24 protein-coding genes, 1 tRNA gene and 1 other annotated feature are annotated in these 25,736 nt (G+C 39.4%); of the genes, 14 read left to right on the top strand and 11 right to left on the bottom strand.

Annotated elements, in window-relative coordinates:
* Nucleotides 1-72: 72 nt before the first annotated feature.
* From rnt to priC, 3 genes are all read left to right on the top strand, one after another.
* Complete coding sequence (rnt, locus tag ACXVWP_RS02750; RefSeq protein ID WP_289901354.1) at nucleotides 73-762, top strand: ribonuclease T; 690 nt, start codon at nucleotides 73-75, stop codon at nucleotides 760-762.
* A gap of 116 nt (nucleotides 763-878) precedes the next feature.
* Nucleotides 879-1,006, top strand: a sequence feature (His leader region).
* A gap of 102 nt (nucleotides 1,007-1,108) precedes the next feature.
* Entirely contained in the window at nucleotides 1,109-2,461 is a 1,353-nt protein-coding gene (locus tag ACXVWP_RS02745; RefSeq protein ID WP_289901355.1) for a Na+/H+ antiporter family protein, read from the top strand.
* 39 nt (nucleotides 2,462-2,500) lie between these two features.
* Nucleotides 2,501-3,082 carry a primosomal replication protein PriC gene (gene priC, locus ACXVWP_RS02740; RefSeq protein ID WP_289901356.1) on the top strand — a complete coding sequence of 194 codons (582 nt, stop codon included), beginning with the start codon at nucleotides 2,501-2,503 and terminating at the stop codon, nucleotides 3,080-3,082.
* A 69-nt stretch (nucleotides 3,083-3,151) separates the two neighbouring features.
* Here the strand turns inward: priC and ACXVWP_RS02735 are convergent.
* A tRNA-Ser gene (locus ACXVWP_RS02735) sits at nucleotides 3,152-3,241 on the bottom strand.
* Between the two features lie 155 nt (nucleotides 3,242-3,396).
* Entirely contained in the window at nucleotides 3,397-6,201 is a 2,805-nt protein-coding gene (gene rne, locus ACXVWP_RS02730) for a ribonuclease E (RefSeq protein ID WP_289901357.1), read from the bottom strand.
* Nucleotides 6,202-6,627: 426 nt separating this feature from the next.
* Between rne and rluC the strand changes: the two genes are divergently transcribed.
* The 3 genes from rluC (at nucleotide 6,628) to hflX (ending at nucleotide 9,334) form a co-directional block, all read left to right on the top strand.
* On the top strand, nucleotides 6,628-7,608 hold the full coding sequence (gene rluC, locus ACXVWP_RS02725; RefSeq protein WP_065244214.1) for a 23S rRNA pseudouridine(955/2504/2580) synthase RluC: 981 nt from the start codon (nucleotides 6,628-6,630) through the stop codon (nucleotides 7,606-7,608).
* Between the two features lie 88 nt (nucleotides 7,609-7,696).
* Nucleotides 7,697-7,978, top strand: coding sequence for an RNA chaperone Hfq (hfq, locus tag ACXVWP_RS02720; RefSeq protein WP_289901358.1), 282 nt, complete (start codon nucleotides 7,697-7,699; stop codon nucleotides 7,976-7,978).
* 9 nt (nucleotides 7,979-7,987) lie between these two features.
* A complete protein-coding gene (hflX, locus tag ACXVWP_RS02715) occupies nucleotides 7,988-9,334 on the top strand; it encodes a ribosome rescue GTPase HflX (protein ID WP_289901359.1) in 1,347 nt (448 codons plus the stop codon).
* On the opposite strand, the gene ACXVWP_RS02710 is transcribed toward hflX, so the two are convergent.
* The 6 genes from ACXVWP_RS02710 to mepM form a co-directional block, all read right to left on the bottom strand.
* Nucleotides 9,324-10,274, bottom strand: coding sequence for a sigma 54-interacting transcriptional regulator (locus ACXVWP_RS02710; protein ID WP_289901360.1), 951 nt, complete (start codon nucleotides 10,272-10,274; stop codon nucleotides 9,324-9,326). The genes hflX and ACXVWP_RS02710 overlap by 11 nt on opposite strands.
* Nucleotides 10,275-10,394: 120 nt before the next feature.
* A complete protein-coding gene (locus ACXVWP_RS02705) occupies nucleotides 10,395-11,303 on the bottom strand; it encodes a siderophore ABC transporter substrate-binding protein (RefSeq protein ID WP_289901361.1) in 909 nt (302 codons plus the stop codon).
* 14 nt (nucleotides 11,304-11,317) lie between these two features.
* Entirely contained in the window at nucleotides 11,318-12,079 is a 762-nt protein-coding gene (locus tag ACXVWP_RS02700) for an iron ABC transporter ATP-binding protein (protein WP_289901362.1), read from the bottom strand.
* Complete coding sequence (locus ACXVWP_RS02695; RefSeq protein ID WP_297569565.1) at nucleotides 12,070-13,029, bottom strand: iron chelate uptake ABC transporter family permease subunit; 960 nt, start codon at nucleotides 13,027-13,029, stop codon at nucleotides 12,070-12,072. The genes ACXVWP_RS02700 and ACXVWP_RS02695 overlap by 10 nt, the downstream gene beginning before the upstream one ends.
* On the bottom strand, nucleotides 13,022-13,975 hold the full coding sequence (locus ACXVWP_RS02690) for an ABC transporter permease (protein ID WP_289901364.1): 954 nt from the start codon (nucleotides 13,973-13,975) through the stop codon (nucleotides 13,022-13,024). The genes ACXVWP_RS02695 and ACXVWP_RS02690 overlap by 8 nt, the downstream gene beginning before the upstream one ends.
* A 137-nt stretch (nucleotides 13,976-14,112) precedes the next feature.
* A complete protein-coding gene (gene mepM, locus ACXVWP_RS02685) occupies nucleotides 14,113-15,588 on the bottom strand; it encodes a murein DD-endopeptidase MepM (protein WP_289901365.1) in 1,476 nt (491 codons plus the stop codon).
* 179 nt (nucleotides 15,589-15,767) lie between these two features.
* Between mepM and znuC the strand changes: the two genes are divergently transcribed.
* The 5 genes from znuC (at nucleotide 15,768) to tilS (ending at nucleotide 20,660) form a co-directional block, all read left to right on the top strand.
* On the top strand, nucleotides 15,768-16,562 hold the full coding sequence (znuC, locus tag ACXVWP_RS02680; protein WP_289901366.1) for a zinc ABC transporter ATP-binding protein ZnuC: 795 nt from the start codon (nucleotides 15,768-15,770) through the stop codon (nucleotides 16,560-16,562).
* A 9-nt stretch (nucleotides 16,563-16,571) separates the two neighbouring features.
* Entirely contained in the window at nucleotides 16,572-17,357 is a 786-nt protein-coding gene (gene znuB / locus ACXVWP_RS02675) for a zinc ABC transporter permease subunit ZnuB (RefSeq protein WP_049366407.1), read from the top strand.
* An 87-nt stretch (nucleotides 17,358-17,444) separates the two neighbouring features.
* Complete coding sequence (accA, locus tag ACXVWP_RS02670) at nucleotides 17,445-18,392, top strand: acetyl-CoA carboxylase carboxyl transferase subunit alpha (protein ID WP_075915680.1); 948 nt, start codon at nucleotides 17,445-17,447, stop codon at nucleotides 18,390-18,392.
* Between the two features lie 109 nt (nucleotides 18,393-18,501).
* Nucleotides 18,502-19,368 (top strand): pyridoxal kinase, encoded by an 867-nt coding sequence (gene pdxY, locus ACXVWP_RS02665; protein WP_049369150.1) that lies wholly within the window; start codon nucleotides 18,502-18,504, stop codon nucleotides 19,366-19,368.
* On the top strand, nucleotides 19,368-20,660 hold the full coding sequence (gene tilS, locus ACXVWP_RS02660) for a tRNA lysidine(34) synthetase TilS (RefSeq protein ID WP_289901367.1): 1,293 nt from the start codon (nucleotides 19,368-19,370) through the stop codon (nucleotides 20,658-20,660). Before pdxY ends, tilS begins: the two co-directional genes overlap by 1 nt.
* Nucleotides 20,661-20,675: 15 nt before the next feature.
* Here tilS and mutH read toward each other — a convergent pair whose 3' ends face one another.
* From mutH to ACXVWP_RS02645, 3 genes are all read right to left on the bottom strand, one after another.
* Nucleotides 20,676-21,347, bottom strand: a complete 672-nt coding sequence (gene mutH, locus ACXVWP_RS02655; protein ID WP_289901368.1) for a DNA mismatch repair endonuclease MutH — start codon at nucleotides 21,345-21,347, stop codon at nucleotides 20,676-20,678.
* Nucleotides 21,344-21,883 (bottom strand): methylated-DNA--[protein]-cysteine S-methyltransferase, encoded by a 540-nt coding sequence (locus ACXVWP_RS02650; protein WP_289901369.1) that lies wholly within the window; start codon nucleotides 21,881-21,883, stop codon nucleotides 21,344-21,346. Before ACXVWP_RS02650 ends, mutH begins: the two co-directional genes overlap by 4 nt.
* Before the next feature lie 77 nt (nucleotides 21,884-21,960).
* A complete protein-coding gene (locus tag ACXVWP_RS02645; RefSeq protein WP_289901370.1) occupies nucleotides 21,961-23,319 on the bottom strand; it encodes an OmpP1/FadL family transporter in 1,359 nt (452 codons plus the stop codon).
* A gap of 203 nt (nucleotides 23,320-23,522) precedes the next feature.
* On the opposite strand from ACXVWP_RS02645, the gene ACXVWP_RS02640 reads away from it, so the two are divergent.
* The 3 genes from ACXVWP_RS02640 to purN all read left to right on the top strand — a co-directional run bounded on the left by ACXVWP_RS02640 (nucleotide 23,523) and on the right by purN (nucleotide 25,708).
* Complete coding sequence (locus ACXVWP_RS02640) at nucleotides 23,523-23,810, top strand: YfcZ/YiiS family protein (RefSeq protein ID WP_289901371.1); 288 nt, start codon at nucleotides 23,523-23,525, stop codon at nucleotides 23,808-23,810.
* 153 nt (nucleotides 23,811-23,963) lie between these two features.
* Entirely contained in the window at nucleotides 23,964-25,001 is a 1,038-nt protein-coding gene (purM, locus tag ACXVWP_RS02635; protein ID WP_297569576.1) for a phosphoribosylformylglycinamidine cyclo-ligase, read from the top strand.
* Nucleotides 25,002-25,069: 68 nt separating this feature from the next.
* On the top strand, nucleotides 25,070-25,708 hold the full coding sequence (gene purN / locus ACXVWP_RS02630; RefSeq protein WP_297569578.1) for a phosphoribosylglycinamide formyltransferase: 639 nt from the start codon (nucleotides 25,070-25,072) through the stop codon (nucleotides 25,706-25,708).
* Nucleotides 25,709-25,736: the final 28 nt, after the last annotated feature.

Genomic DNA, 25,736 nt, shown 5'->3' with positions numbered 1-25,736 from the left:
AAAAGTGCGGTTGATTTTTTCGCTCTTTTATAACGCAGGGTTACCTGCGTTATTTATTTTAAAGGATAAAATATGTCCAATTCTCAAGAAATACCTTATCACCACCAATTAAAAAATCGTTTTCGCGGTTACTTCCCCGTTATTATTGATGTAGAAACAGCAGGATTTGATGCAAAAAAAGATGCACTTTTAGAACTTGCGGCAATCACCTTAAAAATGGATGAAAATGGCAATTTGCAACCTGATCAAAAATGCCATTTTCATATTGAACCATTTGAAGGGGCGAATATTAATCCCGAATCACTCAAATTTAATGGAATTGATATTCACAATCCATTGCGTGGAGCCGTATCTGAATTAGACGCCATCACGGGGTTATTCCAAATGGTGCGTCGTGGACAAAAAGATGCAGAATGTCAGCGCTCTATCATCGTAGCGCACAATGCCACTTTTGACCAAAGTTTCGTGATGGCGGCGGCTGAACGTACGGGTGTAAAACGCAATCCGTTCCACCCTTTTGGGATGTTTGATACGGCAACGCTTGCTGGTTTTATGTTTGGGCAAACAGTACTCGTCAAAGCGTGCCAAGCGGCAAAAATTCCTTTTGATGGCAAACAAGCCCATTCAGCGCTATATGATACTGAACGTACTGCGGAATTATTTTGCTATATGGTGAATCACTTAAAAGAGCTTGGCGGTTTCCCGCATATTGCTCAAACAAATGAAACGGAAAAAACAGCTGAAAATCAGACCGCACTTTAATTTTTAAAGTTTTTTAGAAAAAAACTTGCAATCATTTCTGGTTTACCGTATTTTAAAAAGTAATTCAATTTAGTTATCTAAATAAGAGAGTTTCAAATGAACTTTATCCTTCGTCACCATCATCGCCATTCAACTGAATAATCTTTCAGGCTGTTGGCGTGCTTGGAAGATTTCTTCCGAGCTGACAAGATAAAGATCAAAAAAATCTTACCCCTCGGAAGGCAACTTTCGAGGGGTTTTGTTTTATTATTAATTACAGGAGTTTATTACTATGCGACATTTAATCTTAAATCAATTTTCTTTTATGCAACCTTTTTCTTTTAATTAATCAATAAGGAACAACAATATGCTATCGAATCCCGTTGTTATTTCAATTGTCGTGCTACTGGCGTTAAGCCTATTGCGCGTGAATGTGGTTATCGCACTGGTGATTTCCGCCCTGACTGCAGGCTTATGCGGTAACTTAGGTTTAAGCAAAACCATTGAAGCCTTTACAGGCGGCTTAGGTGGTGGTGCTGAAGTGGCGATGAACTATGCGATGCTCGGTGCATTTGCCATTGCGATTTCAAAATCTGGTATTACTGATTTGCTTGCCTACAAAATGATTACCCGAATGAACAAAACACCAACCAGTAAAAATTTAGCCTGGTTTAAATATATGCTGCTTGGCATTTTGCTTTTATTCGCCATTTCATCCCAAAACTTACTCCCAGTACACATTGCGTTTATCCCGATTGTAGTGCCGCCTTTACTTTCTATTTTTAACCGTTTAAAAATCGATCGTCGTGCAGTGGCTTGTATTATTACCTTTGGTTTAACCGCAACTTATATGATCTTGCCTGTCGGTTTTGGAAAAATTTTCATTGAGAGCGTGTTAGTCAAAAATATCAATCTTGCTGGTGCACCACTCGGATTACAAACCAGCGTAGGTGAAGTTTCCCTTGCTATGCTTATCCCTGTTTCAGGCATGATTCTTGGTTTACTCACTGCTGTATTTATTACCTATCGTAAACCACGTGAATATGTAGTAACAACTACTGAGCCAACGACAACCGAAATTGAACAACACATTGCGAACATTACACCTATTCAAATTACTGCAAGTGCGGTTGCTATTGTCGCTACTTTTGCTACACAGCTTTTCACAAGCTCAACAATTATTGGTGGTTTAGTCGGTTTAGTCATTTTCGGTGTATTCGGTATCTTCAAACTCAAAGAAAGTAATGACATTTTCCAACAAGGCTTACGTTTAATGGCGATGATCGGCTTTGTTATGATTACAGCTTCTGGTTTTGCTAATGTCATTAATACCACAAGTGGTGTACAAGATTTAGTAGATGCGCTTTCTACTGGCGTGATTCAAAGTAAAGGTGTTGCCGCATTCTTAATGTTACTCGTTGGGTTATTGATTACTATGGGTATTGGTTCTTCCTTCTCAACTGTACCAATTATCACCTCAATTTATGTACCTCTTTGTCTCTCTTTTGGTTTCTCACCACTTGCGACAGTGGCTATCGTAGGTGTAGCGGCGGCATTAGGGGATGCGGGTTCACCGGCTTCTGACTCCACACTTGGGCCAACATCCGGTTTAAATATGGATGGTAAACACGACCACATTTGGGATTCGGTTGTACCAACTTTTATGCACTACAATATCCCATTATTAACATTCGGTTGGATTGCAGCCATGACCCTTTAATCGTTATAATCCCTGCATATATTATGCGGGGATTTTTTTATGTCTATTCAATCATTACTCAATACGCTCGAGCAAAAAGTACTTCAACTGACTCAAGCCTATCAACCTAACTCCGATAAAAAAATCAATGCGAAATTTAACCGCACTTTATTTACCGAAGATTTTGAAACCGTTGGTTTTTATCTCAAAGAAATCCAACAAAGCTTAACTAAGCTATGTAAAATTCCGCATCAAAATGAAGAGCAAATTGTATTTATGGCAGAACATCTTTTAGGGCAATGTACCGCCTTGAACGAAGCGATGAATCGCAAGCATAAAAAGGCTATTCAACCGAAAAAAACGGAACAACCAGTTACAAGTAATAAATCACAACATAGCATTCATCGTCTCCCTCCTAGAGAGCGTCTAGAAAAGTATTATGAAGCCTTGCAGCAACTCACAGAAAAATACGGAGAAGCCAAAGCACAAGCTAATACGGCTCAAACAGATATTCAACGAGATATATATAAGCAAACAGCTGCGATTTATTTAACACGCCGACAAAAATGTTTAGAAGCGATTGAGACCTTAGAAGAATACCTTGCTTTTAAAGAGGCTCGAGACAGTGCTGTCAAAAAATAAGATCTTTTTAAAATAGACTGAAAAGCAAAAATCCCTAAATCTTTCAATTTAGGGATTTTTTGAATTTGATGGCGGAGGAAGTGAGATTCGAACTCACGGAGGGCGTAAACCCTCGCCGGTTTTCAAGACCGGTGCCTTCAACCACTCGACCATTCCTCCGTGATTTAAGCGAGGTGAATAATACGTTTTTTCCCTCACCCCGTCAAGCAAGAAAATAAAAAAATTATCTGACTGACTACTTTTAAATCATAATGCTTTAAAAATACACAAAATAAAAAACGGAACCTACTGGCTCCGTCTTTATTATTGAGATATTACTCTGCTTTCGCTTGTGTCGCTTCAGAATAAATATGGCTAATTGCACTATGATGGCCTGCGGCGCCTTTACCGTTAAAGTAATAACGAGACTCCGTCCATTTTACAATTGGGAATGGTTTGGACTCTTCATCTGGTGCTTTCGCTAATGTCATCGCTGCTTTAGTGTGCTGTACTGCTGAAATGGTACCTGCACGACCTGTAAACACATAAGAGCGAACGAATTCTGCTTTTTCTTGCGGTTCAACTTCAGCTGTTTCGACTTGAGCAACCGGCTCTGATTTATGATGCAAGCGTTCTAATGATTCTTGCACTTTCTGTTGCACTGCTTCATTTGCCGGTTGAGTAATGAAATCTAAAGCCGGTTGAGTTTTTACCGGTTTTTCTTCCACGACAATACCCGTTGCAGGCGTGATCACACCTTTTTTCGTTTTTTCTTGCTCAAGCAATTCATCCACAGATAAGAAATTGCTTTCTTTCGCTGCATTTACAACAGAATAATCGACACAAACTTTACCGCTTGCTAATTCAGGTGAAGCAACTGCCGCAAATAATGGCATTGGTGACTTCACTTCATTACGACGACGACGTTGATTATTCGATGTACGCAAATGACGTGGAGTACGTCGCTGACGTTCTTGACGAGGTTTATTTTCTGTATTATCAACAGTGTTATTTTCAACCACTTCATTTTTAATCACAGGAACTTCAACGGCCTCAATAACATTCTCATTGATGTTATTTGTATTATCCTCAATACGAACACGTTTACGTAAATCACGACGTTGACGACGCTCTGCTACCGGTTTCTCTGCTTTTTCTTCTTGACGATTATCATCAGAAACATTCGCTAAATTAACCGCACTTTCAGATGTCACTTCTTCATTCGCATTACGACGATTGCGACGATTATTTACACGCTCGCGAGTTGGACGCGCATTTTCTTCATCTGTATTTTTCGCATTATCGTTGTTTTCGTTATTGCGAGAACGGCGATTATTACGACGATCTTGATTGCGGCGATTATTACGGTTGTTGTTACGATTGTTGCGGTTATTTTGATTTTTCTCTTCTTCTTTTGGTTCAGAAGCAAATAAACCTTTAATTGCGGCAACAATTTTCGCAAACAATGATGGTTCTTCCGATTTACGCTCAACTGGTGCTGGTGCAGCTGTTGGAATCGATAAAGATACTGCTGCACTTTCCACCACTTGCTCAGAGGTCACGGCTGCAGTTTCAATGTTGCGAGAAACAAGAGACTCTTCTGGTACAAATGTATCGTCTTGTGCATCATGGAATTTGGTTAAGTTATAGCTTAATTCATTTAGCTCTTCGCCTTCACGTACACGGAATACGCTGAAATGTGGCGTTTCCATCGCTTCATTTGGCACGACGATAATATCAACATCATGACGTTTTTCGATGCTATGAACAGCTTTACGTTTTTCGTTAAGTAAGTAAGATGCAATTTGTACAGGCACGATAGTGTGTACTTGTTTGGTGTTTTCTTTTAACGCTTCTTCTTCGATTAAACGTAAGATAGAAAGTGATAAACTTTCGTTATCACGCACTTTACCCGTACCTTGACAGCGTGGGCAAACATGGTGAGAAGACTCACCTAATGATGGGCTTAAACGCTGACGTGACATTTCCAACAAACCGAAGCGAGAAATACGGCTAATTTGAATTCTAGCACGGTCTTGACGCACGGCATCACGGATACGGTTTTCTACTTCACGTTGGTGACGAACAGGTGTCATATCGATGAAGTCGATAACCACTAAGCCACCTAAGTCACGTAAACGTAATTGACGAGCAATTTCATCCGCCGCTTCAAGGTTGGTATTTAATGCTGTTTCTTCAATATCACCACCACGAGTTGAACGCGCCGAGTTGATATCAATCGCTGTTAACGCTTCTGTCACATCGATCACAATCGAACCACCAGAAGGTAAACGTACTTCACGTTGGAAGGCGGATTCAATTTGAGATTCAATTTGATAGTGGCTAAATAGCGGCACTTCGCCTTGATACAGTTTCACACGATTGATGAAATCTGGACGCACAAGTTTGATGTGTGCTTTCGCTTTTTCAAATACTTTCGGGCAATCAATTAAGATCTCACCGATATCACGACGCAAGTAATCACGGATCGCACGAACAATCACATCACTTTCTTGGTGGATTAAGAATGGCGCCGGACGACTTTGTGAAGCTTGTTTAATCGCTTCCCAATGATGCAACAGTACTTTTAAGTCCCATTGTAATTCTTCTGGTGATTTACCTACACCCGCTGTACGCACGATAAGACCTACGCCTTCTGGTACATCTAAAGAACTCAATGCTTCTTTTAATTCGATACGTTCATCGCCTTCAATACGGCGAGAGATGCCACCTGCACGCGGATTGTTTGGCATAATCACCAAATAACTACCGGCAAGGGAAACAAAAGTGGTTAAGGCTGCGCCTTTATTGCCACGCTCTTCCTTGTTCACCTGAACGATCACTTCTTGACCTTCAGTCAAAATATCACGGATATTTGGACGACCTTGGAATACATAATCAGCAGGGAAATATTCGCGGGCAATTTCTTTTAAAGGAAGGAAGCCATGGCGCTCTGCACCATAATCCACAAAGGCAGCTTCTAAACTCGGCTCTACGCGAGTGATTTTCCCTTTGTAAATATTGGCTTTTTTCTGTTCATGACCCGGACTTTCAATATCCAAGTCGAATAAACGCTGGCCATCGACCAACGCAACGCGCAACTCTTCTTTTTGAGTCGCATTGATTAACATTCTTTTCATTGTCAATTTCTCGTTTGAATTATCTAAAATACCTTGAAAATTAACCGCACTTTACAGATTGACTGACCTTAGCCATCGACCTCGTGTTTCTCGCGAACAGTCAATCTCACGACTGTGTGTTGCTGGGTGCATTGATAGCATACTCAATTGTTATCTAAGACAATTTTCGTAAAACAATGCGGTGTGTTAATTACGCATTGCAAGGAAGCGTTAATCTTCAAGAAAAATATGTTGATTATCAATGTCTTATGCCATTCGCTGCATTGAGTATTGACCAACATACAAAATCGCTTTCTAAATGCCAAATTTTAGGCATAGAAAGACGCTCTATTATCCACATTCGGGGCTAAATTAGCAAGGCATTCTTGCTATTATCACCAGGGATATTGTGATATGATTCAGCCCAATTTTTAAAGGACAGATTCAATGACTGAAAAACAAGAAAAAATCATCAATCAATCCGTCAAAATGCTCACCGTTTCTGAGGATGAAGCAGGACAACGCATTGATAATTATTTATTGGCAAAATTAAAAGGTGTGCCAAAAAGTTTGATTTATCGCATTCTGCGTAAAGGCGAAGTTCGTGTGAACAAAGGACGAATCAAACCTGAATATAAATTGCAAAATGGTGATGTGGTGCGTGTGCCACCAGTTCGTGTTTCTGAAAAAAATACCGCGCCGATTTCTAAAAACTTGAATAAAGTCGCCTCCCTTGAAAGCCATATTATTTTTGAAGATGATTGTTTATTAGTATTGAACAAACCTTCTGGCATTGCGGTTCATGGCGGAAGTGGCTTGAATTTTGGTGTGATAGAAGCCTTGCGTGCATTACGTCCTGAAGCCCGTTTTTTAGAATTGGTTCATCGCTTAGACAGAGATACATCAGGCATTTTATTGGTGGCAAAGAAACGCTCTGCCTTACGCAACTTACACGAACAACTTCGTGTTAAAACGGTACAAAAAGACTATCTCGCACTCGTGCGTGGACAATGGCAATCTCATGTGAAAGTCGTGCAAGCACCTTTATTAAAAAATGAATTAGCCAGTGGCGAACGCATCGTTAAAGTCAGTGAACAAGGCAAACCTTCTGAAACGCGATTTGCTATTGAAGAACGCTACCAGAATGCGACCTTAGTAAAAGCGTCGCCTGTAACGGGAAGGACCCATCAGATCCGAGTTCATACTCAATATGCAGGTCACCCAATCGCGCTGGATGATAAATACGGTGATAAAGAATTCGATAAATATATGCAAGATCTCGGACTCAATCGTTTGTTTTTACATGCATTTTCTATTCGATTTGAACACCCTAAAACGGGCGAAACATTACGTTTCAACGCACAACTAGATGAAAAAATGAAAACAATTCTGAAAAAACTGCGTGAAAGCAAAGAGATAAACCCATAGACAAGAAAAATGTTTATTGCTATATTTGATAACGGAGACAACTCGTTTCTATCATTAATTAACATATAACAACAAAGGATAGCAAAAAATGGCAAAAGGACAATCATTACAAGATCCTTATTTGAATGCGTTACGCCGTGAACGTATTCCTGTTTCGATTTATCTCGTTAATGGGATTAAATTACAGGGTCAAATCGAATCATTCGACCAATTCGTGATTTTATTAAAAAACACTGTTAATCAAATGGTGTATAAACACGCTATTTCAACTGTGGTTCCAGCACGTTCTGTTTCTCACCACAATAATAACGGTCATCATGCAGCACAAGCTTCTGATGCTGCAGCGGAAGTAGAAACACAAGCAGAATAGTTCTGTTCAATGAATGATTTCATCAATTTAAGTGCGGTTGAAAATTCACCAGAAATTTCAACCGCACTTTCGTCATCTAAAACAGGCGACAATAACCAATCGGCAAAAGATAAAGCTGTCGTCGTGCATGTTTTCTTTTCTCAAAATAAAAACATTGAAGATCTGCAAGAATTCCAGCTTTTAGCAGAATCTGCCAATGTTGAGATTTTACAAATCATCACCACGAGCCGTACTACACCACAAGCAAAATATTTTATCGGTGAAGGAAAAGCACAAGAAATTGCGGATGCAGTAAAAGCCTTAGATGCCGATGTTGTTTTGGTGAATCATCAATTAACCCCTGCACAAACCCGTAATTTAGAAAGCATCTGCCAATGCCGTGTTGTGGATCGCACTGGGGTGATTTTAGATATCTTTGCCCAACGAGCCCGATCGCACGAAGGAAAATTGCAAGTTGAATTAGCCCAACTCAAGCATTTATCGACTCGATTAGTTCGTCGAAAAACAGGCTTAGATCAGCAAAAAGGTGCGGTTGGGTTACGTGGTCCAGGCGAAACGCAATTAGAAACGGATCGCCGTTTAATCAAGGTGCGTATTGCGCAGTTGCAAAATCGTTTGGCGAAAGTCGAAAAACAACGTAATCAAACTCGACAAAAAGCGGATATCCCTACCATTTCTTTGGTCGGTTATACCAATGCGGGCAAATCGACACTATTCAATTTCATCACACAAGCCAATGTCTATGCCGCGGATCAGCTTTTTGCTACCCTCGATCCCACATTAAGACGTTTACAAATTCAAGATGTTGGTACTTCAATTCTCGCCGATACCGTTGGTTTTGTTCGCCAGCTCCCTCATGATTTAGTGTCCGCTTTTAAATCTACCTTGCAAGAAACGGTAGAAGCCAGTTTGTTATTGCACGTCATTGATGCGGCAGACGCTCGAAAGATCGAAAATATTGAAGCGGTGAATTTAGTATTGGAAGAAATTAAGGCTAACAAAGTACCGGTATTGTTGGTGTATAACAAAATCGATTTATTGGAAAATGTAGCGCCCCATATTGAATATGATGACGAGAATAAGCCCGTTGCCGTTTACCTTTCAGCACATTCAGGTGAAGGATTAGATCTGCTACTTGAAGCCATTAAAGTGCGGTTGAAAAATGAGATACTTTCTTTCACTCTCACGCTGCTCCCGCAAGAGGGCAAAATTCGCCATGCGCTCTATCAATTAGATAGCATTCGTCACGAACAAATTTCGGATGAAGGTGAATTTATCCTCAATGTACAAATTGATAAAGTCGAATGGCTCAAACTTTGTAAACAATTCCCTAAACTGTCAGAAATTATTTACTAATACCGTATTGTTTTAATTTATTGGCGATCGCCGTATGTGATACGCCTAATCGTTGTGCTAATTTTCGTGTACTTGGATACTGAGCATAAAAAGTACGCAATACACTCGCCTCATATTGTCCCATGATCTCATCCAGGGTTTGCTCACCAAAATCATCCACAGAAATGACCGCACTTTGTACGGGTTTTAAATTTAAACTTTCAATATCAAGCTGGTTATTTTTCGCTAAGGAACAGGCGCGATACAAGACATTGTAAAGCTCTCGTACATTGCCTTGCCAAGGCTGCCCTTTCAAATAATTCAAAAAATCAGCATCATATTGCGGCATTGAAATCTTAAGCTGCGTGCTAATTTCTTGCAAAAAACCGTCCGTTAAAGACTGAATATCTTCAACTCGCTCACGCAATGGCGGTACATTTAGTGCTAAGACATTTAAGCGATGGAATAAATCACTGCGCAATTTCCCTTGTTCTAACAGCTTTTCCATCGGTTCTTGTGAAGTACAAATCACCCGAACATTTGCATGATGTTCTTCTTCTTCACCCACTCGACGGAAAGAACCATCAGTTAAAAAACGCAATAATTTTGCCTGTAAACTTAATGAAAGCTCGGCAATGCCATCTAACAACACCGTACCTTCGTGAGCATATTCAAAAAAACCGATGGTTTCACTGTCACTCACTTTCCGCCCAAACATTTCGCTTTCCGCATCTTCATCCGGCAGGCCTGCACAGTTTACTGCAATGAATTTTTTCTCACGACGCAAGCTCGCAAAATGGCAAGCTTTGGCTAATAAATCTTTACCCGTGCCCGTTTCACCTTGAATTAAAAGCGGCACATCAAACATCGCAAAACGTTGTGCATTTTCGACCGCACTTTTCATGGAAAGGCTTTGAGTGACAAAGCAAGAGAACGGATCTTGTGGATTAAATGTCAGCATAAAATAAGCTCTGTTTTATTGAATGATGCCGATATGATAGGAAGTTTATTGATATGTGTAAAGATTAATTTACATATAAAAAGGGCAATCATTGACTGCCCTTTTAAATGATTTTTCGTATTATTTTTTCACTGCACGATCAAGTTCTTGTGCAATGATTTCCATACTTTCTAAACCACCAAATGCAAGATACCAATTGGCTGCATCAAGGTACACAATGTGTCCATCTTTATATGCTTTGGTTTGTTTGATGATATCGTTATCCAATACTTTTTGCGCATTGTTGGCTTTTTCTGTAATGGCCGCTGTACGATCCACTACGAGTAAAAAGTCTGGATTTTTTTCTAAGATATATTCAAAACCAACGCTTTGTCCATGCGTAGACGATTTGATGCTGTCATCAATCGGTTTAAAACCAAATTTTTGATACACCATACCATAGCGAGAACCATCACCAAAAGCACTGATTTTACTTTCATTAACCAACACTAATAGTGCCGTTTTGCTTTGTGCGTCTTTTGCAACTTGCGCAACTTTACTGTCTAACTCGGATAATTTCTCTTTTGCTACATTTTCTTTGTCAAAGATCTGACCAAGTGCGGTCACATTTTGTTGAAAACTCGGGTAGTAATTGTTGTAGTCATAATCCACATTCAACACGGGGGCTATTTCCTTAAACTTGTCGATCATTTTTTCTTGACGTTTAGACGCAATGATCAAATCTGGATTAAGTTCGTTAATTTGCTCCAATGATTGTTCTTTCAAATCACCAACATTTTTATATTTTTTGTCTGCAAATTCTGAAAGATAGTTTGGAATTTTTCCGCTTTGTGGGAAGCCCACTATTTTATCTTGCACACCTAATGCACGAAGCGTATCAGCTGCACCAAAATCGAGAACTACCACTCGTTGTGGGTTTTGTGGCACAACTTGTTTTCTAACAGAATTTTCCACCGTAATATCCGCAGCTTGTACAACACCAGAAAGTGCGAAGAGTGAAAGTGCTAAAGTTGATAATGTTTTTTTCATAAAGATTTCCTTATTTATCTAAAGTAAACAGCAATTTTGTTATTATCGATATTCTGAATAGGGATCGTCATATCATAAATATCTTGTAATACGGTTGATTGCATAATGTGGTTAACTTCACCTTGTTGGACTAATTTTCCATTTTTCATGGCAACAATATAGTCAGAATAACAAGAGGCGAAATTAATATCATGAATCACAATCACCACGGTTTTGTTGAGTTCTGTCGCTAATTTACGCAAAACTTGCATGATCTGCACAGAATGTTTCATATCCAGATTATTTAATGGTTCATCCAACAAAATATAATCGGTATCTTGTGCAAGCGTCATCGCAATATAAGCGCGTTGTCGCTGCCCACCACTTAAGTTATCGATATATTGATGACGAATATCATCTAAATCCATATAAGCAATGGCATTATCAATAAAAGTGTGGTCAGTTTGAGTTAAATTTCCTTTGGAATAAGGAAAACGCCCAAAAGCGACCAAATCTTCAATGCTTAGACGCAAATTAATGTTGTTAGTCTGCTTTAAAATCGCAAGCTGTTTCGCAATATCGCTACTTTTCTTACGATTGAGCAATTCACCGTTGAGATAAATCTCGCCACTATCAGCATTCAACAAACGGCTCATAATAGACAGCACTGTACTCTTCCCCGCGCCATTCGGTCCGATAAAAGACGTAATTTTCCCCGTTGGGATGGTGACAGACACGTTGTCCACCACCTTTTTGCTTCCGTAACTTTTCGTAATATTGCGAATTTCTATTGCCATTTTTTGTTTGCTCTTAATAACAAATAAATAAAGTACACACCGCCGACAAAATTAACGATGATGCTTAATGTCGTGCGGAAGGTAAAAATATGAGTAACCAATAATTGCCCAAAAACCAAGGTAATAATGGAAATTAACATCGCAGCAGGAATAAGCACCTTATGGCGATAATCACGAATAAATTCAAAAGTTACATTCATTACCAATAACCCAAGGAAAGTAAGTGGGCCAACAAGTGCGGTCGATACTGATGTTAAAATTGCCACGAGAATTAATAGGACTTTTAAGGTCTTTTGGTAATCGATACCTAAGTTAATGGCATTTTCTCGCCCTAACGCCAACACATCAAAGCAATGCCAATATTTAAAACTGAAAACAATGGTCGCTACTAAAATGGCTAATGCGACCCACAAGATTTGAGTATTGATTCGGTTGAAACTTGCAAAGCCAATATCTTGAGCGATCTGGAATTCATTTGGGTCAATCAACACTTCCATAAAGGTCGTTAAGCTACCAAAGAAGGTGCCGAAAATAATCCCGACAAGCAACAAGAAGAAAATATTTTGGCTCTCTTTCTTAAACAGGAAGTGATAAAGCACTAATGAAAACGCCATCATTAATCCCGTACATAAGACAAACAATGCAATCGAATTCATTGAAAGCAATGTACTTGAACCGAAAAGAAAAATGATCGTCGTTTGAATCAGTAAATACAGCGAATCTAAACCCAAAATACTCGGCGTGAGAATTCGGTTATTCACAATCGTTTGGAAAATCATCGTAGCGAGTGCAATTGCCGCACCTGTAATCACAATCGCAATTAAGGATAAGGCACGATTTTCCAAGGCATATTGCCAACGGTTTGGTAAGTTGTAGCCTAAATAGAGTGCAAGAGAAACAATGGCTAACAACGACAATACAATCAGTTGAGAAGAAGATTTCTTAGCCATTTCTATACCGCTTTAATAATAAAAATAAGAAGATACCACTGCCAAATACGCCAACTACGGCATTAATGGAAATCTCATAAGGATAAATCACACTTCGCCCTAAAATATCGCAGAATAAAACAAATACGGCACCCAACAAGGCGGTATGAGATAACACTTTCTTCAAGTTATCACCCAAATAAAGTGTGACGATATTCGGGATAATTAACCCCAAGAAAGGAATCACGCCAACAGACACAATAATAATCGAAGATACGACCGCCACAATGAGCAGGCCGAGATAAAGTACTTGGTTGTAATTTAGACCCAGATTAACCGCAAAATCTTTCCCCATCCCGACAATAGAAAAACGATGTGCAAATAAATAAGCTACGATGAGGGTAGGAATACTGAAATACAACAATTCATAGCGGCCTGACATCACAAGAGAAAAGTCTCCTTGTAGCCACCCGGATAAGTTTTGTAATAAATCTTCTTTATAAGCAATAAAGGCGGTAATTGAACTGATGATATTGCCGAACATAATCCCCACTAAAGGCACAAAAATCGTGTCCTTGAATTTCAAACGGGACAGAATCGTCATGAATAACAATGTCCCAAGAAAAGACACGATGACCGCAATAGTGGTTTTTAACAACATAGAAGCAGTTGGGAAAAACAGCATCGCCATTAAAATGCCTAATCGTGCGCTGTCCATTGTGCCCGCCGTGGTGGGAGAAATAAATCGGTTTCGACTGAGTTGCTGCATCACCAAGCCACAAATACTCAAGGATGCGCCAGCAATCAAGATACTGATTAAGCGAGGCACGCGACTAATTAAAAAGATCTGCCATTGATTACCTTCAAAATTCAGTAACCCTTTCAGATTAACAGTGCTCACCCCGAGAAAAAGTGAGACAAAGGAAAGCGCGATCAAAAGAAAAATGAGATAACGTCGCTTAATCATAACAAATGAGAATAATTCTAAAACGCAAAGAAGGATAGCATATTGATGAAAAAGAGGAAAGATGAAGTGCGGTCAGTTTTTGATTAATTTTTTAAGCACATAAAAAATGCGGTCCAAATTTGACCGCACTTTATTCGCTACAGTTTTAACATCTTTTCCGCTTCTTTCGCTTGCACTAAGAACTGTTTACGCTCTGCTGTTGCCATTGCACTACTTGTACCAGGTAATTTAACTGTCAATGGATTTACAACACGACCATTAATATGAAACTCATAATGTAAATGAGGTCCCGTTGAGATTCCTGTATTTCCTGTTAAAGCAATACGCTCTCCCTTCTTCACAGTTTGCCCTGCACGAACTAAAGCACGACTTAAATGCATATACACCGTTTGATATTCGCGACCATGACGTATCACCACATAACGTCCTGCACCACCTGCTTGATAAGCCACCTTTTCAACTACGCCTTCTGCTGGCGCAATAACGGGCGTACCTGGAGCAACAGCAAAGTCGACGCCTTTATGTGGGCGAATACGTCCTGTGACTGGATGACGACGATTTGGATTAAATGGCGAAGAAACACGCGCTTGACGTTGTAGTGGATAACGCGCAAAGCCCTTGCCAAGGGTCTCACCTTGTCTATTATAATAGCGACCATTTGCCGCTTGAATTCCATAATAACTTTTACCACCTGTTATAATATGGATAGCTTCTACATTACCTTGTCCCGTTAATTTATCACCTAAATATTCACGTGACACTAAAATCGCAAATTTGGTGCCTTTACTGAGTTTTTGAAGGCTTACCTGCCATTGTAATGCGGAACTTAACTGACTGATTTGACGACCATCCAAACCTAAATCACGCAAACTTGATGCAAAAGATCCGTTAATCGTGCCTTTTAATACCTCTTTCTTCCAAATACTCTTCTTCTCTAAGATTTGGCGTTTAAACTTGCCGTCTTCAGTGCGCTCATAAATTCGCTCTTCTTTTTCAGATACCAACCAGTTTAAATACTCCAGTTGATCTTCTTTATCTAAAATCCAATAGAACTGCTGACCTGCGCGTAAGTTTTTTAATTCAGGATAGGTTGAAATCAAATTATTCGCAGTATTATCTTCTAGACCTGAAAGTTCTAACACATCTTTTAATGAATCACCTCGTACCACGGTATGACTAAATTGATCGGTAATACGTAGTGCCTGATCAGCCACATCTAAAATACCGGTCAATGCATCTTGTGCATCTTTTGGTAGCTCATTTAGCTCATCAAACTGAGGCTTAATTTCATCAACTTCATCATCTTTTGCTTGGAGTTCATCATCATAAGAGGTTGCATCTTCCGTATTAGCATGTTGTTTTGCTTCAGGATGTTCGCCTTCTTGAGATTGAGGATTGCCCGATTCCGTTTTTTCAGGTGTCAGAGATTGATATTGAACGTTATCTACCATCTCTGGCTCAAGATTACTTTGCAAAGAAGGATCATAATCAGCGGTATCTTTAAAGGCGAGAAAAGTACCTGTAAAAATAAGTAAAAGTGCAGTAAAAAAAATCGCTGCTTTTATGCGAGACTTTCTTTTCCGTCGTTCTCTGGCTAATTTAACGTGCTGCACTTTTGCTACCCTTAGATATAAAATAAAAGATTTTCGTGATTCAGACTACAAAATCTAGAAAAAATTCATTTTACCCCAAGAATATAAAATCTTATGCCTAATATTTAGACACTGATAGAATTTCTTGAGAAAAATAAGGAAATGAGCTATGTTATTGGGCTATTTTTAAGGGGAGAATTATGCAAATTAACGCCATTCAACCAACCCAATCAGTACCATTAATTACGCTAAAAAATATCAATGTAGTCTTTGAGCAAAAGACCGCACTGCGGGATATTAATCTTAACATTTATCCTCATTCAATTATTACCATTGTCGGTCCTAATGGTGGGGGAAAATCAACCCTTTTAAAAACCTTATTAAAATTACAAGCGCCAACATCCGGTGAAGTGATTTATAGCGCGAATGTCAGAATTGGCTATGTCCCACAAAAAATTCACCTCGATCACAGCTTACCGATGACGGTTGAGCGTTTTCTGGCGCTCAAAAAAGGTGTTAAAACGCAAGAAATATCAACCGCACTTGAGCAACTCTCTATTACTCATTTGAGAAAAAATAATATGCAAAAACTCTCTGGTGGCGAGATGCAACGTGTGCTATTGGCTCGTGCAATTTTGAATAAACCCAATTTACTGGTGTTAGATGAACCGACTCAAGGGGTGGATATTAATGGTCAAGCTGAACTTTATCAGCTAATTCATCGTACTCAACAAGCTTTAAATTGTGCGGTCTTAATGGTTTCCCATGATTTGCATATCGTGATGGCGGACAGTAAAGAAGTGTTGTGCATCAATCAACATATTTGCTGTGCCGGCACACCCGAAAGCTTATCGAATAATCCCACATTTATGCGTCTTTGGGGCAATCAAATCTCACAAAATGTGGGCTTTTATACGCACCATCATAATCACCACCATAATATGCACGGTGATGTTTGTAGTTGCAGTGCCAATCCATCAGAATGCCAACAATAAGGAAAAATCATGTTTGAGATTTTGTTTCCAGCCTTGCTTACCGGCTTACTGCTTTCCTTAATTACTGCCCCATTGGGTGCCTTTGTGGTGTGGCGTAAAATGGCTTATTTTGGCGATACGCTTTCCCACTCTGCCTTACTCGGTGTGGCGTTAGGGATTTTCTTACAAATTAATCCTTATGTTGCCATTGTGATTTTGACGATTATTCTTGCCGTATTAATGGTGTGGCTCGAAAGTAACACGCAATTTTCAGTAGATACCCTTTTAGGCATTATCGCACACAGTTGTCTTTCTCTTGGTGTAGTCACGGTTGGCTTGCTTAAAAATGTCCGCGTAGATTTAATGAGTTATCTTTTTGGGGATTTGCTCGCCATTAATTTTAACGACTTACCTTACATTGGCGCGGGTGTGGTTATTGTATTAGGCACGCTGCTTTACTTCTGGCAAGCCTTACTCTCCACCACAGTCTCACCTGAACTGGCACAAGTGGAAGGCATTAACATTAAAAAAATGCGATTTATCTTAATGATTTTGACCGCACTTACCATTGCATTAAGTATGAAGTTTGTTGGAGCTCTGATTATTACATCGCTCTTAATTATTCCCGCTGCAACAGCAAGACGCTTTGCTAAGACACCTGAGCAAATGGTGTTTATTGCGATTTTAATTAGTATGCTTTCCGTTATTGGCGGGTTATTCCTTTCCGCCTTTTATGATACAGCGGCGGGGCCTTCTGTCGTGATTTGTTCCGCATTTTTGTTTTTGTTATCATTACTAAAAAAGGAATATTTATAATCCGCTCCAACCAGTGAAAACCATTTGCACCGCACCTTAAATCTTGATAAAGTGCGGGCAACTTTTGACGATATTTTAGGATAAGAAATGAGCCAAGAATATTTAGATTTTGAATTACCTATTGCTGAACTTGAAGCTAAAATTGAAGCACTACGTTCAGCATCTGATGACAAAATTGATTTACACGATGAAATTAAACGCTTACAAAAGAAAAGCGATGAATTAACCAAAAAAACCTTTGCAAATCTTGATGCATGGCAGGTTTCTCGTATGGCACGTCACCCAAATCGTCCATACACGCTTGATTATATCGAACATATTTTTACTGATTTCCAAGAACTGGCAGGCGATCGTGCCTTTGCAGATGATAAAGCAATCGTAGGTGGTCTTGCTCGTTTAGATGGTCGCGCGGTAATGATTATCGGTCACCAAAAAGGTCGTACGGTAAAAGACAAAGTAACTCGTAACTTTGGGATGCCAGCACCTGAAGGCTATCGTAAAGCGTTACGTTTAATGCAAATGGCTGAGCGTTTTAACTTACCTATCATTACCTTTATCGACACACCAGGGGCTTACCCGGGCATCGGTGCGGAAGAACGTGGTCAGTCTGAAGCGATTGCTCGTAACTTACGTGAAATGTCTACATTAAAAGTACCTGTTATCTGTACGGTAATCGGTGAAGGCGGTTCTGGTGGTGCATTAGCCATTGGTGTCGGCGACAAAGTGAATATGTTGCAATATTCAACTTATTCCGTTATTTCACCAGAAGGCTGTGCTTCAATCTTGTGGAAGAGCGCAGAAAAAGCATCTACCGCAGCCGAAGTCATGGGCTTAACCGCTACTCGTTTAAAAGAGTTAGGTTTAATTGATAATATCGTTCAAGAGCCATTAGGTGGTGCGCATCGTAATTATCATGAAATGGCACGTAATTTAAAACAATGCCTCCTTGAAGAACTAAACGAACTCGATACCTTCGACAAAGATGGCTTATTAGAAAGACGTTATGAACGTTTAATGTCTTACGGTTATTGTTAATAAAATAGAGCGGTTAGTTTAACCGCTCTTTTTTGTGTTTTGAAAAAAATGTTGCATGGATGCAAAAAACAGCATCAATGCCTAAAATAATATAAAAGGAGAACTTAAAATGAAAAACGTATTAGCAATCCAATCTCACGTAGTTTATGGTTTCGCTGGTAATAAATCTGCTACCTTTCCAATGCAGCTATTAGGCGTGGATGTATGGGCACTCAATACCGTGCAATTCTCTAACCATACTCAATATGGTAAATGGACAGGCATGGTGATTCCACAAGAGCAAATTGGTGAAATTGCTAACGGTTTAGATGCCATTGGAAAACTGCAAGAATGTGATGCGTTGCTTTCTGGCTATTTAGGTTCAGCTGAGCAAGTTGACCAAATTATCTATGCTTTAGAAAAAATCAAAGCACGTAACCCAAATGCACTTTACTTGTGCGATCCAGTGATGCCAAATGCCGAAAAAGTCTGCGTGGTCGCCGATGGTGTACGTGAACGCTTAATTGAAAAAGCCATTCCACGTGCGGATATCATGACCCCAAATCTTTCCGAACTTCGTACGCTTTCTGACTTCCCTATCAATACGTTTGACGATGTGCTGAAAGCCGCCAATGCATTAGTGGCTAAAGGTGTGAAAAAAGTGTTGGTTAAACACTTAGGTAAAGCGGGTAAATTAAATGATCCCGATACCTTTGAAATTATTATGGCGACACCTGAAGGTGTATGGCATTTAAGCCGTCCGCTTTATAAATTTAACTTTGAACCTGTTGGTGTGGGTGATTTAATTGCGGGTACTTTCTTGGCGCATTACTTAAACTGTGGCAACGATGTTGAAGCTTTTGAAAAAATGAATAATGCGGTGGCAGGCGTAATGAAAACTACCTTTGATTTAAAATCTTACGAACTCCAACCTATTGCTGCACGTTTTGAGATCTTAAATCCAAGCACAAACTACAAAGCTGTTAAAGTTGCCTAATGGATCTTTTTTCATTATTCCAAGCTCAAATCCCAACCACCGCCAATAAGCTTCTCATTGCTTTTAGCGGTGGTTTGGATTCAACTGCACTGCTTTCTTTAGTTAAAAAACTCCGCGAAAAACGACCGCACTTAAGTCTGCGAGCTATCCATATCCATCACGGATTAAGCCCGAATGCGGATGCTTGGACGGCTCATTGCCAACAACTCTGTAAACAATTTGCCATTCCACTTATTATTGAAAGAGTCAAAGTGGAAATGCACGATGGCATTGAAGCTGGCGCTAGAGAAGCCCGTTATCAGGCGATTTTGAAACATATTCAGCCAGATGAATATCTGGTCACTGCACATCATTTAAATGATCAAACTGAGACTTTTTTCCTAGCGCTAAAACGAGGCGCGGGATTACAAGGTTTAGGCGCAATGCAAAAAGAAAGTCAATTGTTCGGGATGTCTATTCTACGCCCGCTTCTTTCTTTTACCCGTAATGAATTAGAAGATTACATTCAGCAAGAAAATCTGTCTTGGGTCGAAGACGAAAGCAATCAAGATAATCATTACGATCGCAATTTCTTACGTAACCAAATTTTGCCTGAAATACGTCAACGCTGGGAACATTTTGATCATGCTGTTCAGCGTGCCGCACAACATTGTTTTGAGCAACAACAACTGATTAATGAATTATTACAGACCTGCTTTGAGCAGCACATTCTTGAGGATCAAAAACAGTTTTCGCTCATAAACTTTCTAGACTATTCACCGCAAAAACAAACCTCACTTTTGCGTATGTGGCTGGCTAAAAATCAGATTGCTATGCCTACGCAGATTCAATTAATGCATATTATTGATGATGTTATTCAGGCTAAAGCGGATGCATCCCCACAATTTCAACTCGGGGAGCATATTATTCGCCGTTATCAGGAATGTCTCTATTTAACGGGGAAATTCGCTGATTTGTCGCAAACTTGTCTTGATATGCCGTTAAATCAACAGATTCTTTTGCCTGATAATCTTGGAAGAATTTATGCAATCAACAATGAGCAAGGCATTTTAGTCCATTGGAATGACAAACAAGTTCAACTTGCTAATACACAAGAGCCGATTCAAATACGATTTGCTTATACTGGCAAAGTAAAACGACAGCATAATCGCCCAGCAGAAACCATGAAAAAAATTTGGCAAGAGCTCGGTGTTCCGCCTTGGCAACGAAATCGTATCCCACTCATTTTCTATGGAGAGACTTTACAAAGTGCGGTAGGTTTTTTCTGTGTTTTTCAGAACTTAGAGAAATAAAAAATGAGTGATGATTCACCCATTTTTATGATAAAGAAAAGCGTTTAAAATGCCTGCCGTAAATTCTTTCCGTAAATAAAACCCCAGCGGCAAAGTATCAATCACTTCCCCATTTTTACCAATGCCTTTCGTAATGGCTTTACTGTTTGCACCTTTTGGACGCAGTTGCATAACTTCACCAATACGTGCCGTAATCTGATCTAACTTTCCGAGCACAATATAATCCATCAACTCTTCCCAATCTTGGCGTAATTGATGTTCTTGTTCAACCGAAGGTTGCCATAAGATAGGCTGACCAATATGGCGGTCACGTAAAGGAATATCTCTACTGCCTTCAATGGGAATCCACAAGACTTTCGATAATTTATGACGAACGTGCGAATTTTCCCAATTTACCCCGGAGTTTTGAACCAAGGGCGCAAGACTCACAAACGTGGTTTCTAACGGAAAGCCTTCTGCATTAATGGGTAAAGTTTTTAATTCAATGCCTAAATGGGAAAAATCCTGTTCAGCCTTACTGCCTGCCGTAGCACCTAATGCAGTTTCAAGCAACATCCCAACCCAACCTTTATCGCGTTTTAAATCCGGTGGAACTGGAACATGTAATTCGTCAGCTAATTCACCAAAAGTTAAGCCAGCTATGGATTGTGCTTTGGAAAGTAATTGTTCAAGGGTTTGTGGAATCATTCGTGATATTTCTTAAAAAAGCGAGGCTTAGTATTTTCAGTACCTTTATCAATATAGGGAATTTTTTCTAATTGTAATAAAAAACGTTTTGCCTCTAAGCCTCCGCCAAAACCAGTTAAAGTACGATCTTTACCTAAAATGCGGTGACAAGGAATAATAATACTAATCGGATTACTCCCTACCGCACCACCTACGGCTCGAACCGCTTTAGGATTATTAATCTGCAACGCAAGATCACCATAAGAGGAAAGCTCACCATAATCAATTTCGCGTAAAGCTTGCCAAATAGAGAGTTGAAACGCTGTACCTTCTGGCTTCAAGGGGATATCTGAAAAACGCTCGACTTCTCCACTAAAATATCGTTCAAAAGCCAAGTATACTTTTTGAAAAACAGGCAATTCATCTTTTTTATGCCATTTAGGATTAGGTTCATATTGCTCTTTTTCAAAATCAATATGTGTAATACTTTCACCATCAGATAAAATTAAAAGCCGCCCGATAGGAGAAGGATAATAAGTATAATAAAGTACGGTCATTTTTTGCCTTGTTTTATAAAAAAGAAAAGCACACTTCGTGTGGAGGTGTGCTTTATTATGCTAAATTTTCTAACCGATTAGAAACTATAATTTAAATTCAAACCGTAAAGATTTGCACTTGCTTTAGAGGTGTAATTTCCAGTTACCACTACAGCACCATTGCGGATAATTTGCTCTTCTTTGAAATGAACTTTTTTACCTTTCAAATAAGCATAGCCTAAATCAACTGAAAGATTTGGAGTAAATTTATATGTAGCACCTACGCTATACCAAGTACGATCTGTATCAGGAATTGCCGCACTAGCATATTCAGTTGCTGCAGCTTGATCATAAGCAATACCTGCTCGTAAAGTTAATTTCTCATCCACATCGTAAGTTCCACCTAGTGCTACACGCGAACTATTTCTGTAGTACATTTTCTTATGAAATGCTTCTACGCCATCAGCATGATACGTTGCATATAAGTTTTTCAGACGACTCCAGTGAGAATATTTATAACTATAGTGCATAGCAAATTTCTCGGTTAATTGGTGAAATCCTGAAAACTCTAAATAATCAGGCAAATTGAGCTTTAAACCACCTTCTTGCCCAATACGCTGAGCTTGTAAACTAGTTGCTGTATGATCTGTAAAATCAATATCTACTTTAGAATGGTAAGCTAAACCAATTCGATGATTTTCATTAAATTGATACATTACACCAGCATTCCAAGCAAAAGCCCAAGCCGCTTTGTCTTGTAGTTGAGTTAGAATAGTATCTTTTTGAACGCTACTTAATGAAGCCAATAATGGACCAGCTGTAGGAGGTAATTGTATAGCTCCTTCGCGTACAGCCTTACCAACATATTGAGCTGCATCAGCCAGAGCACCAGCTCTACGCTCAATTTTTGCTTTTGCATAAACTGCATTTAAACCCACACCAGCACTTAAACCTTGAGTCACACGATATGAACCGCTTAAATTTAAGTTAATCGCACTTAAATCAGTTTTACCGCCGAATACTCCTGCGTTGTAATCTGATTCATATTCACTTTTTAATCCAAAATTCACATTCATACCACCACCAATGGCAAATTTGTCATTAATTGGTGCCACAAAATACATATTCGGAATCAATGAATCTGGTATAACACTATCATGATCTGCAGAACCTGCAGCAACAGTACGACCTAATGCATTAACGGTAACCGGACCACTCATTCGAATTTTAGAATCCACATAAACGCCACCCACAGAGAATTGGTTGGTTTTAAATAAGCTCATTAATGCTGGATTAGTTGCAACCACTGAGGCATTGTCCGCAATTGCAGCTTCACCGGCATAAGCACGACCAAGACCTGACGTTGACACTTCTGCTAATTGGAATGCAGCAGCATTTACACCGCTTGCAGTAGATAAGATCGCCATCGCTACTAGCGTTTTATGAAATTTTTTCATCGAGAACCTATTGTGACTAATAATAAAAAGCTCCCAGATTCTAAAGCTCCATGAAATAGAGTGCAAATTATTTTAAACTAATTTATAAGTGTTCCGACCACTATTCAATAAATCATATTTCAATTTAAAATACGGTTATTTTTGCAGAGTTGTTCAAAAGTGCTAAAATACAGCCAATCTTAATTTTTAAATAAGGAAATCCTATGACTGTAACATGCAAAGCTGAAGAATCTCTCACTTGTAGTTGTGTTGATGTGGGGACGATTATTGACGGTTCAGATTGCGCTGTTGATATTCATCAAACCTATGCAAATAAAGCTGAAGCTGAAGCGGCACTTAATTGTTTCGTTGAAAAAGCACGCAAAACAGAAAGTGATCCTTGCGATATTAAAAGTGAAATCACAGAAACTGAAAATGGCGCCAATTTAACGGCACGTTTTACATTTAGCTGCCAGGCTGAAGCAATGATTTTCGAATTAGCGAATCGCTAAAAAACATTCTAGAAAATAACCGCACTTTATTATTAAAAATAAAGCGCGGTTATTTTTTGCTTAAATCATGATTAAATCACTATCGCAAACGTTTGCTTGATCTGGTACAATCACGCCGTTTTATCATTTAACCTAAAAATATAGGACAACATTGTGAGCAAACCATCATTAAGTTATAAAGATGCAGGCGTGGATATTAATGCCGGTAACGAATTAGTTGAACGTATTAAACCACACGTAAAGCGGACAACTCGCCCTGAAGTTATCGGGGGATTAGGTGGGTTTGGTGCATTATGTGCCATTCCGGGCAAATATAAAGGACCCATCCTTGTTTCAGGTACAGACGGTGTGGGCACTAAATTACGCCTGGCCATTGACTTAAAAAAACACGATACCATCGGTATTGATTTGGTTGCTATGTGTGTTAACGATTTAGTCGTGCAAGGTGCCGAACCCTTATTCTTCTTGGATTACTACGCCACGGGCAAACTTGACGTAGATGTTGCCTCCGATGTAGTGAAAGGCATTGCTGAAGGCTGTGTACAATCAGGTTGTGCATTAGTCGGGGGTGAAACCGCCGAAATGCCAGGCATGTACCATGCTGGCGATTATGACCTTGCAGGTTTCTGTGTGGGCGTGGTTGAAAAATCAGAAATCATTGATGGTAGCCAAGTTAAAGTAGGAGATGCTTTAATTGCACTAGGTTCAAGTGGCCCGCATTCAAATGGTTATTCTTTAATTCGTAAAGTCATTGATGTTGCTGGCGTCAACCCAGCCACTGAGCAATTAGATGGTCATCCATTAAGTGAACAAGTGCTTGCACCAACAAAAATCTATGTAAAATCTGTTCTTGCTTTAATCAAACAAACGGAAGTCCATGCTATTGCACACTTAACGGGTGGCGGTTTCTGGGAAAATATTCCCCGTGTATTACCAAAAAATACCAAAGCCGTTATTTATGAAAGCAGTTGGGAATGGCAACCCGTATTCAAATGGTTACAAGAAAAAGGCAACATTGAAACCTATGAAATGTACCGTACGTTCAACTGCGGCGTTGGCATGGTGATTGCATTACCACAAGAAGAAGTAGAAACCGCCTTAGCGATTTTAAAACAATCGGGTGAAAATGCGTGGTTGATCGGTCATATCGAAAGTGCGACAGATGGTGAACCACAGGTTATCATCAAATAATTTCTCTTTTCCATTTCAGGGCGAAAATTTCAGAATGAAACGTTCGCCCTTCTTTTATATAGAATAATATGAAAAAAATTGCTGTCCTGATTTCAGGTCAAGGATCAAATCTTCAAGCGATCATAAATGCTTGTCAAACTGGCTTTATTCCTGGAAAAATTGTTATTGTCATCAGTAATAAAATAGATGCATATGGCTTAGTACGCGCTGAAAGTGCGGGCATTTCTAGTCACATTTTTTTGCGTCAAGATTTTGCCTCTAATCTTGAGATGGATAACGCTATCGGTGATTATTTAGAAGATCTCGATGTTGATCTTATCGTCTTAGCCGGTTATATGAAAATCTTGACCAAAGCTTTCACTCAGCGTTTTCCTGGTCGAATTTTGAATATCCACCCTTCCCTGCTTCCCAAATATCCAGGCTTACATACTTATCAACGTGCGCTTGATAATGGTGAGAAAGAACACGGTACAACCGTACATTTTGTCAATGAAGAGATCGATGGTGGTGCGACTGTATTACAAGCTAAAGTGCCGATTTTCCCTGGTGATACCGTCAAGGAGATTGAACTTCGTACACGTGAACAGGAATATCATATTTATCCTTTAGTGATTAAATGGTTTATTGAAGAGCGATTAAAACTCGAAAACGGTATAGCATATTTAGACGACTCCCCTTTACCCATATCTGGCTATGCCGCTGAATAACGTTAAATAAAAAGCGATACACACTGTG

It is taken from the genome of Haemophilus sp. SZY H56, assembly GCF_054332415.1.
Note: the sequence above shows the minus strand (reverse complement) of the source record. Positions and strands in the feature narration are given on the sequence as shown.

Coding starts and splice junctions, on each gene's coding strand:
- rnt (WP_289901354.1), top strand. CDS start 73: ATGTCCAATTCTCAAGAAATACCTTATCACCACCAATTAAAAAATCGT.
- ACXVWP_RS02745 (WP_289901355.1), top strand. CDS start 1,109: ATGCTATCGAATCCCGTTGTTATTTCAATTGTCGTGCTACTGGCGTTA.
- priC (WP_289901356.1), top strand. CDS start 2,501: ATGTCTATTCAATCATTACTCAATACGCTCGAGCAAAAAGTACTTCAA.
- rne (WP_289901357.1), bottom strand. CDS start 6,201: ATGAAAAGAATGTTAATCAATGCGACTCAAAAAGAAGAGTTGCGCGTT.
- rluC (WP_065244214.1), top strand. CDS start 6,628: ATGACTGAAAAACAAGAAAAAATCATCAATCAATCCGTCAAAATGCTC.
- hfq (WP_289901358.1), top strand. CDS start 7,697: ATGGCAAAAGGACAATCATTACAAGATCCTTATTTGAATGCGTTACGC.
- hflX (WP_289901359.1), top strand. CDS start 7,988: ATGAATGATTTCATCAATTTAAGTGCGGTTGAAAATTCACCAGAAATT.
- ACXVWP_RS02710 (WP_289901360.1), bottom strand. CDS start 10,274: ATGCTGACATTTAATCCACAAGATCCGTTCTCTTGCTTTGTCACTCAA.
- ACXVWP_RS02705 (WP_289901361.1), bottom strand. CDS start 11,303: ATGAAAAAAACATTATCAACTTTAGCACTTTCACTCTTCGCACTTTCT.
- ACXVWP_RS02700 (WP_289901362.1), bottom strand. CDS start 12,079: ATGGCAATAGAAATTCGCAATATTACGAAAAGTTACGGAAGCAAAAAG.
- ACXVWP_RS02695 (WP_297569565.1), bottom strand. CDS start 13,029: ATGGCTAAGAAATCTTCTTCTCAACTGATTGTATTGTCGTTGTTAGCC.
- ACXVWP_RS02690 (WP_289901364.1), bottom strand. CDS start 13,975: ATGATTAAGCGACGTTATCTCATTTTTCTTTTGATCGCGCTTTCCTTT.
- znuC (WP_289901366.1), top strand. CDS start 15,768: ATGCAAATTAACGCCATTCAACCAACCCAATCAGTACCATTAATTACG.
- znuB (WP_049366407.1), top strand. CDS start 16,572: ATGTTTGAGATTTTGTTTCCAGCCTTGCTTACCGGCTTACTGCTTTCC.
- accA (WP_075915680.1), top strand. CDS start 17,445: ATGAGCCAAGAATATTTAGATTTTGAATTACCTATTGCTGAACTTGAA.
- pdxY (WP_049369150.1), top strand. CDS start 18,502: ATGAAAAACGTATTAGCAATCCAATCTCACGTAGTTTATGGTTTCGCT.
- tilS (WP_289901367.1), top strand. CDS start 19,368: ATGGATCTTTTTTCATTATTCCAAGCTCAAATCCCAACCACCGCCAAT.
- mutH (WP_289901368.1), bottom strand. CDS start 21,347: ATGATTCCACAAACCCTTGAACAATTACTTTCCAAAGCACAATCCATA.
- ACXVWP_RS02650 (WP_289901369.1), bottom strand. CDS start 21,883: ATGACCGTACTTTATTATACTTATTATCCTTCTCCTATCGGGCGGCTT.
- ACXVWP_RS02645 (WP_289901370.1), bottom strand. CDS start 23,319: ATGAAAAAATTTCATAAAACGCTAGTAGCGATGGCGATCTTATCTACT.
- ACXVWP_RS02640 (WP_289901371.1), top strand. CDS start 23,523: ATGACTGTAACATGCAAAGCTGAAGAATCTCTCACTTGTAGTTGTGTT.
- purN (WP_297569578.1), top strand. CDS start 25,070: ATGAAAAAAATTGCTGTCCTGATTTCAGGTCAAGGATCAAATCTTCAA.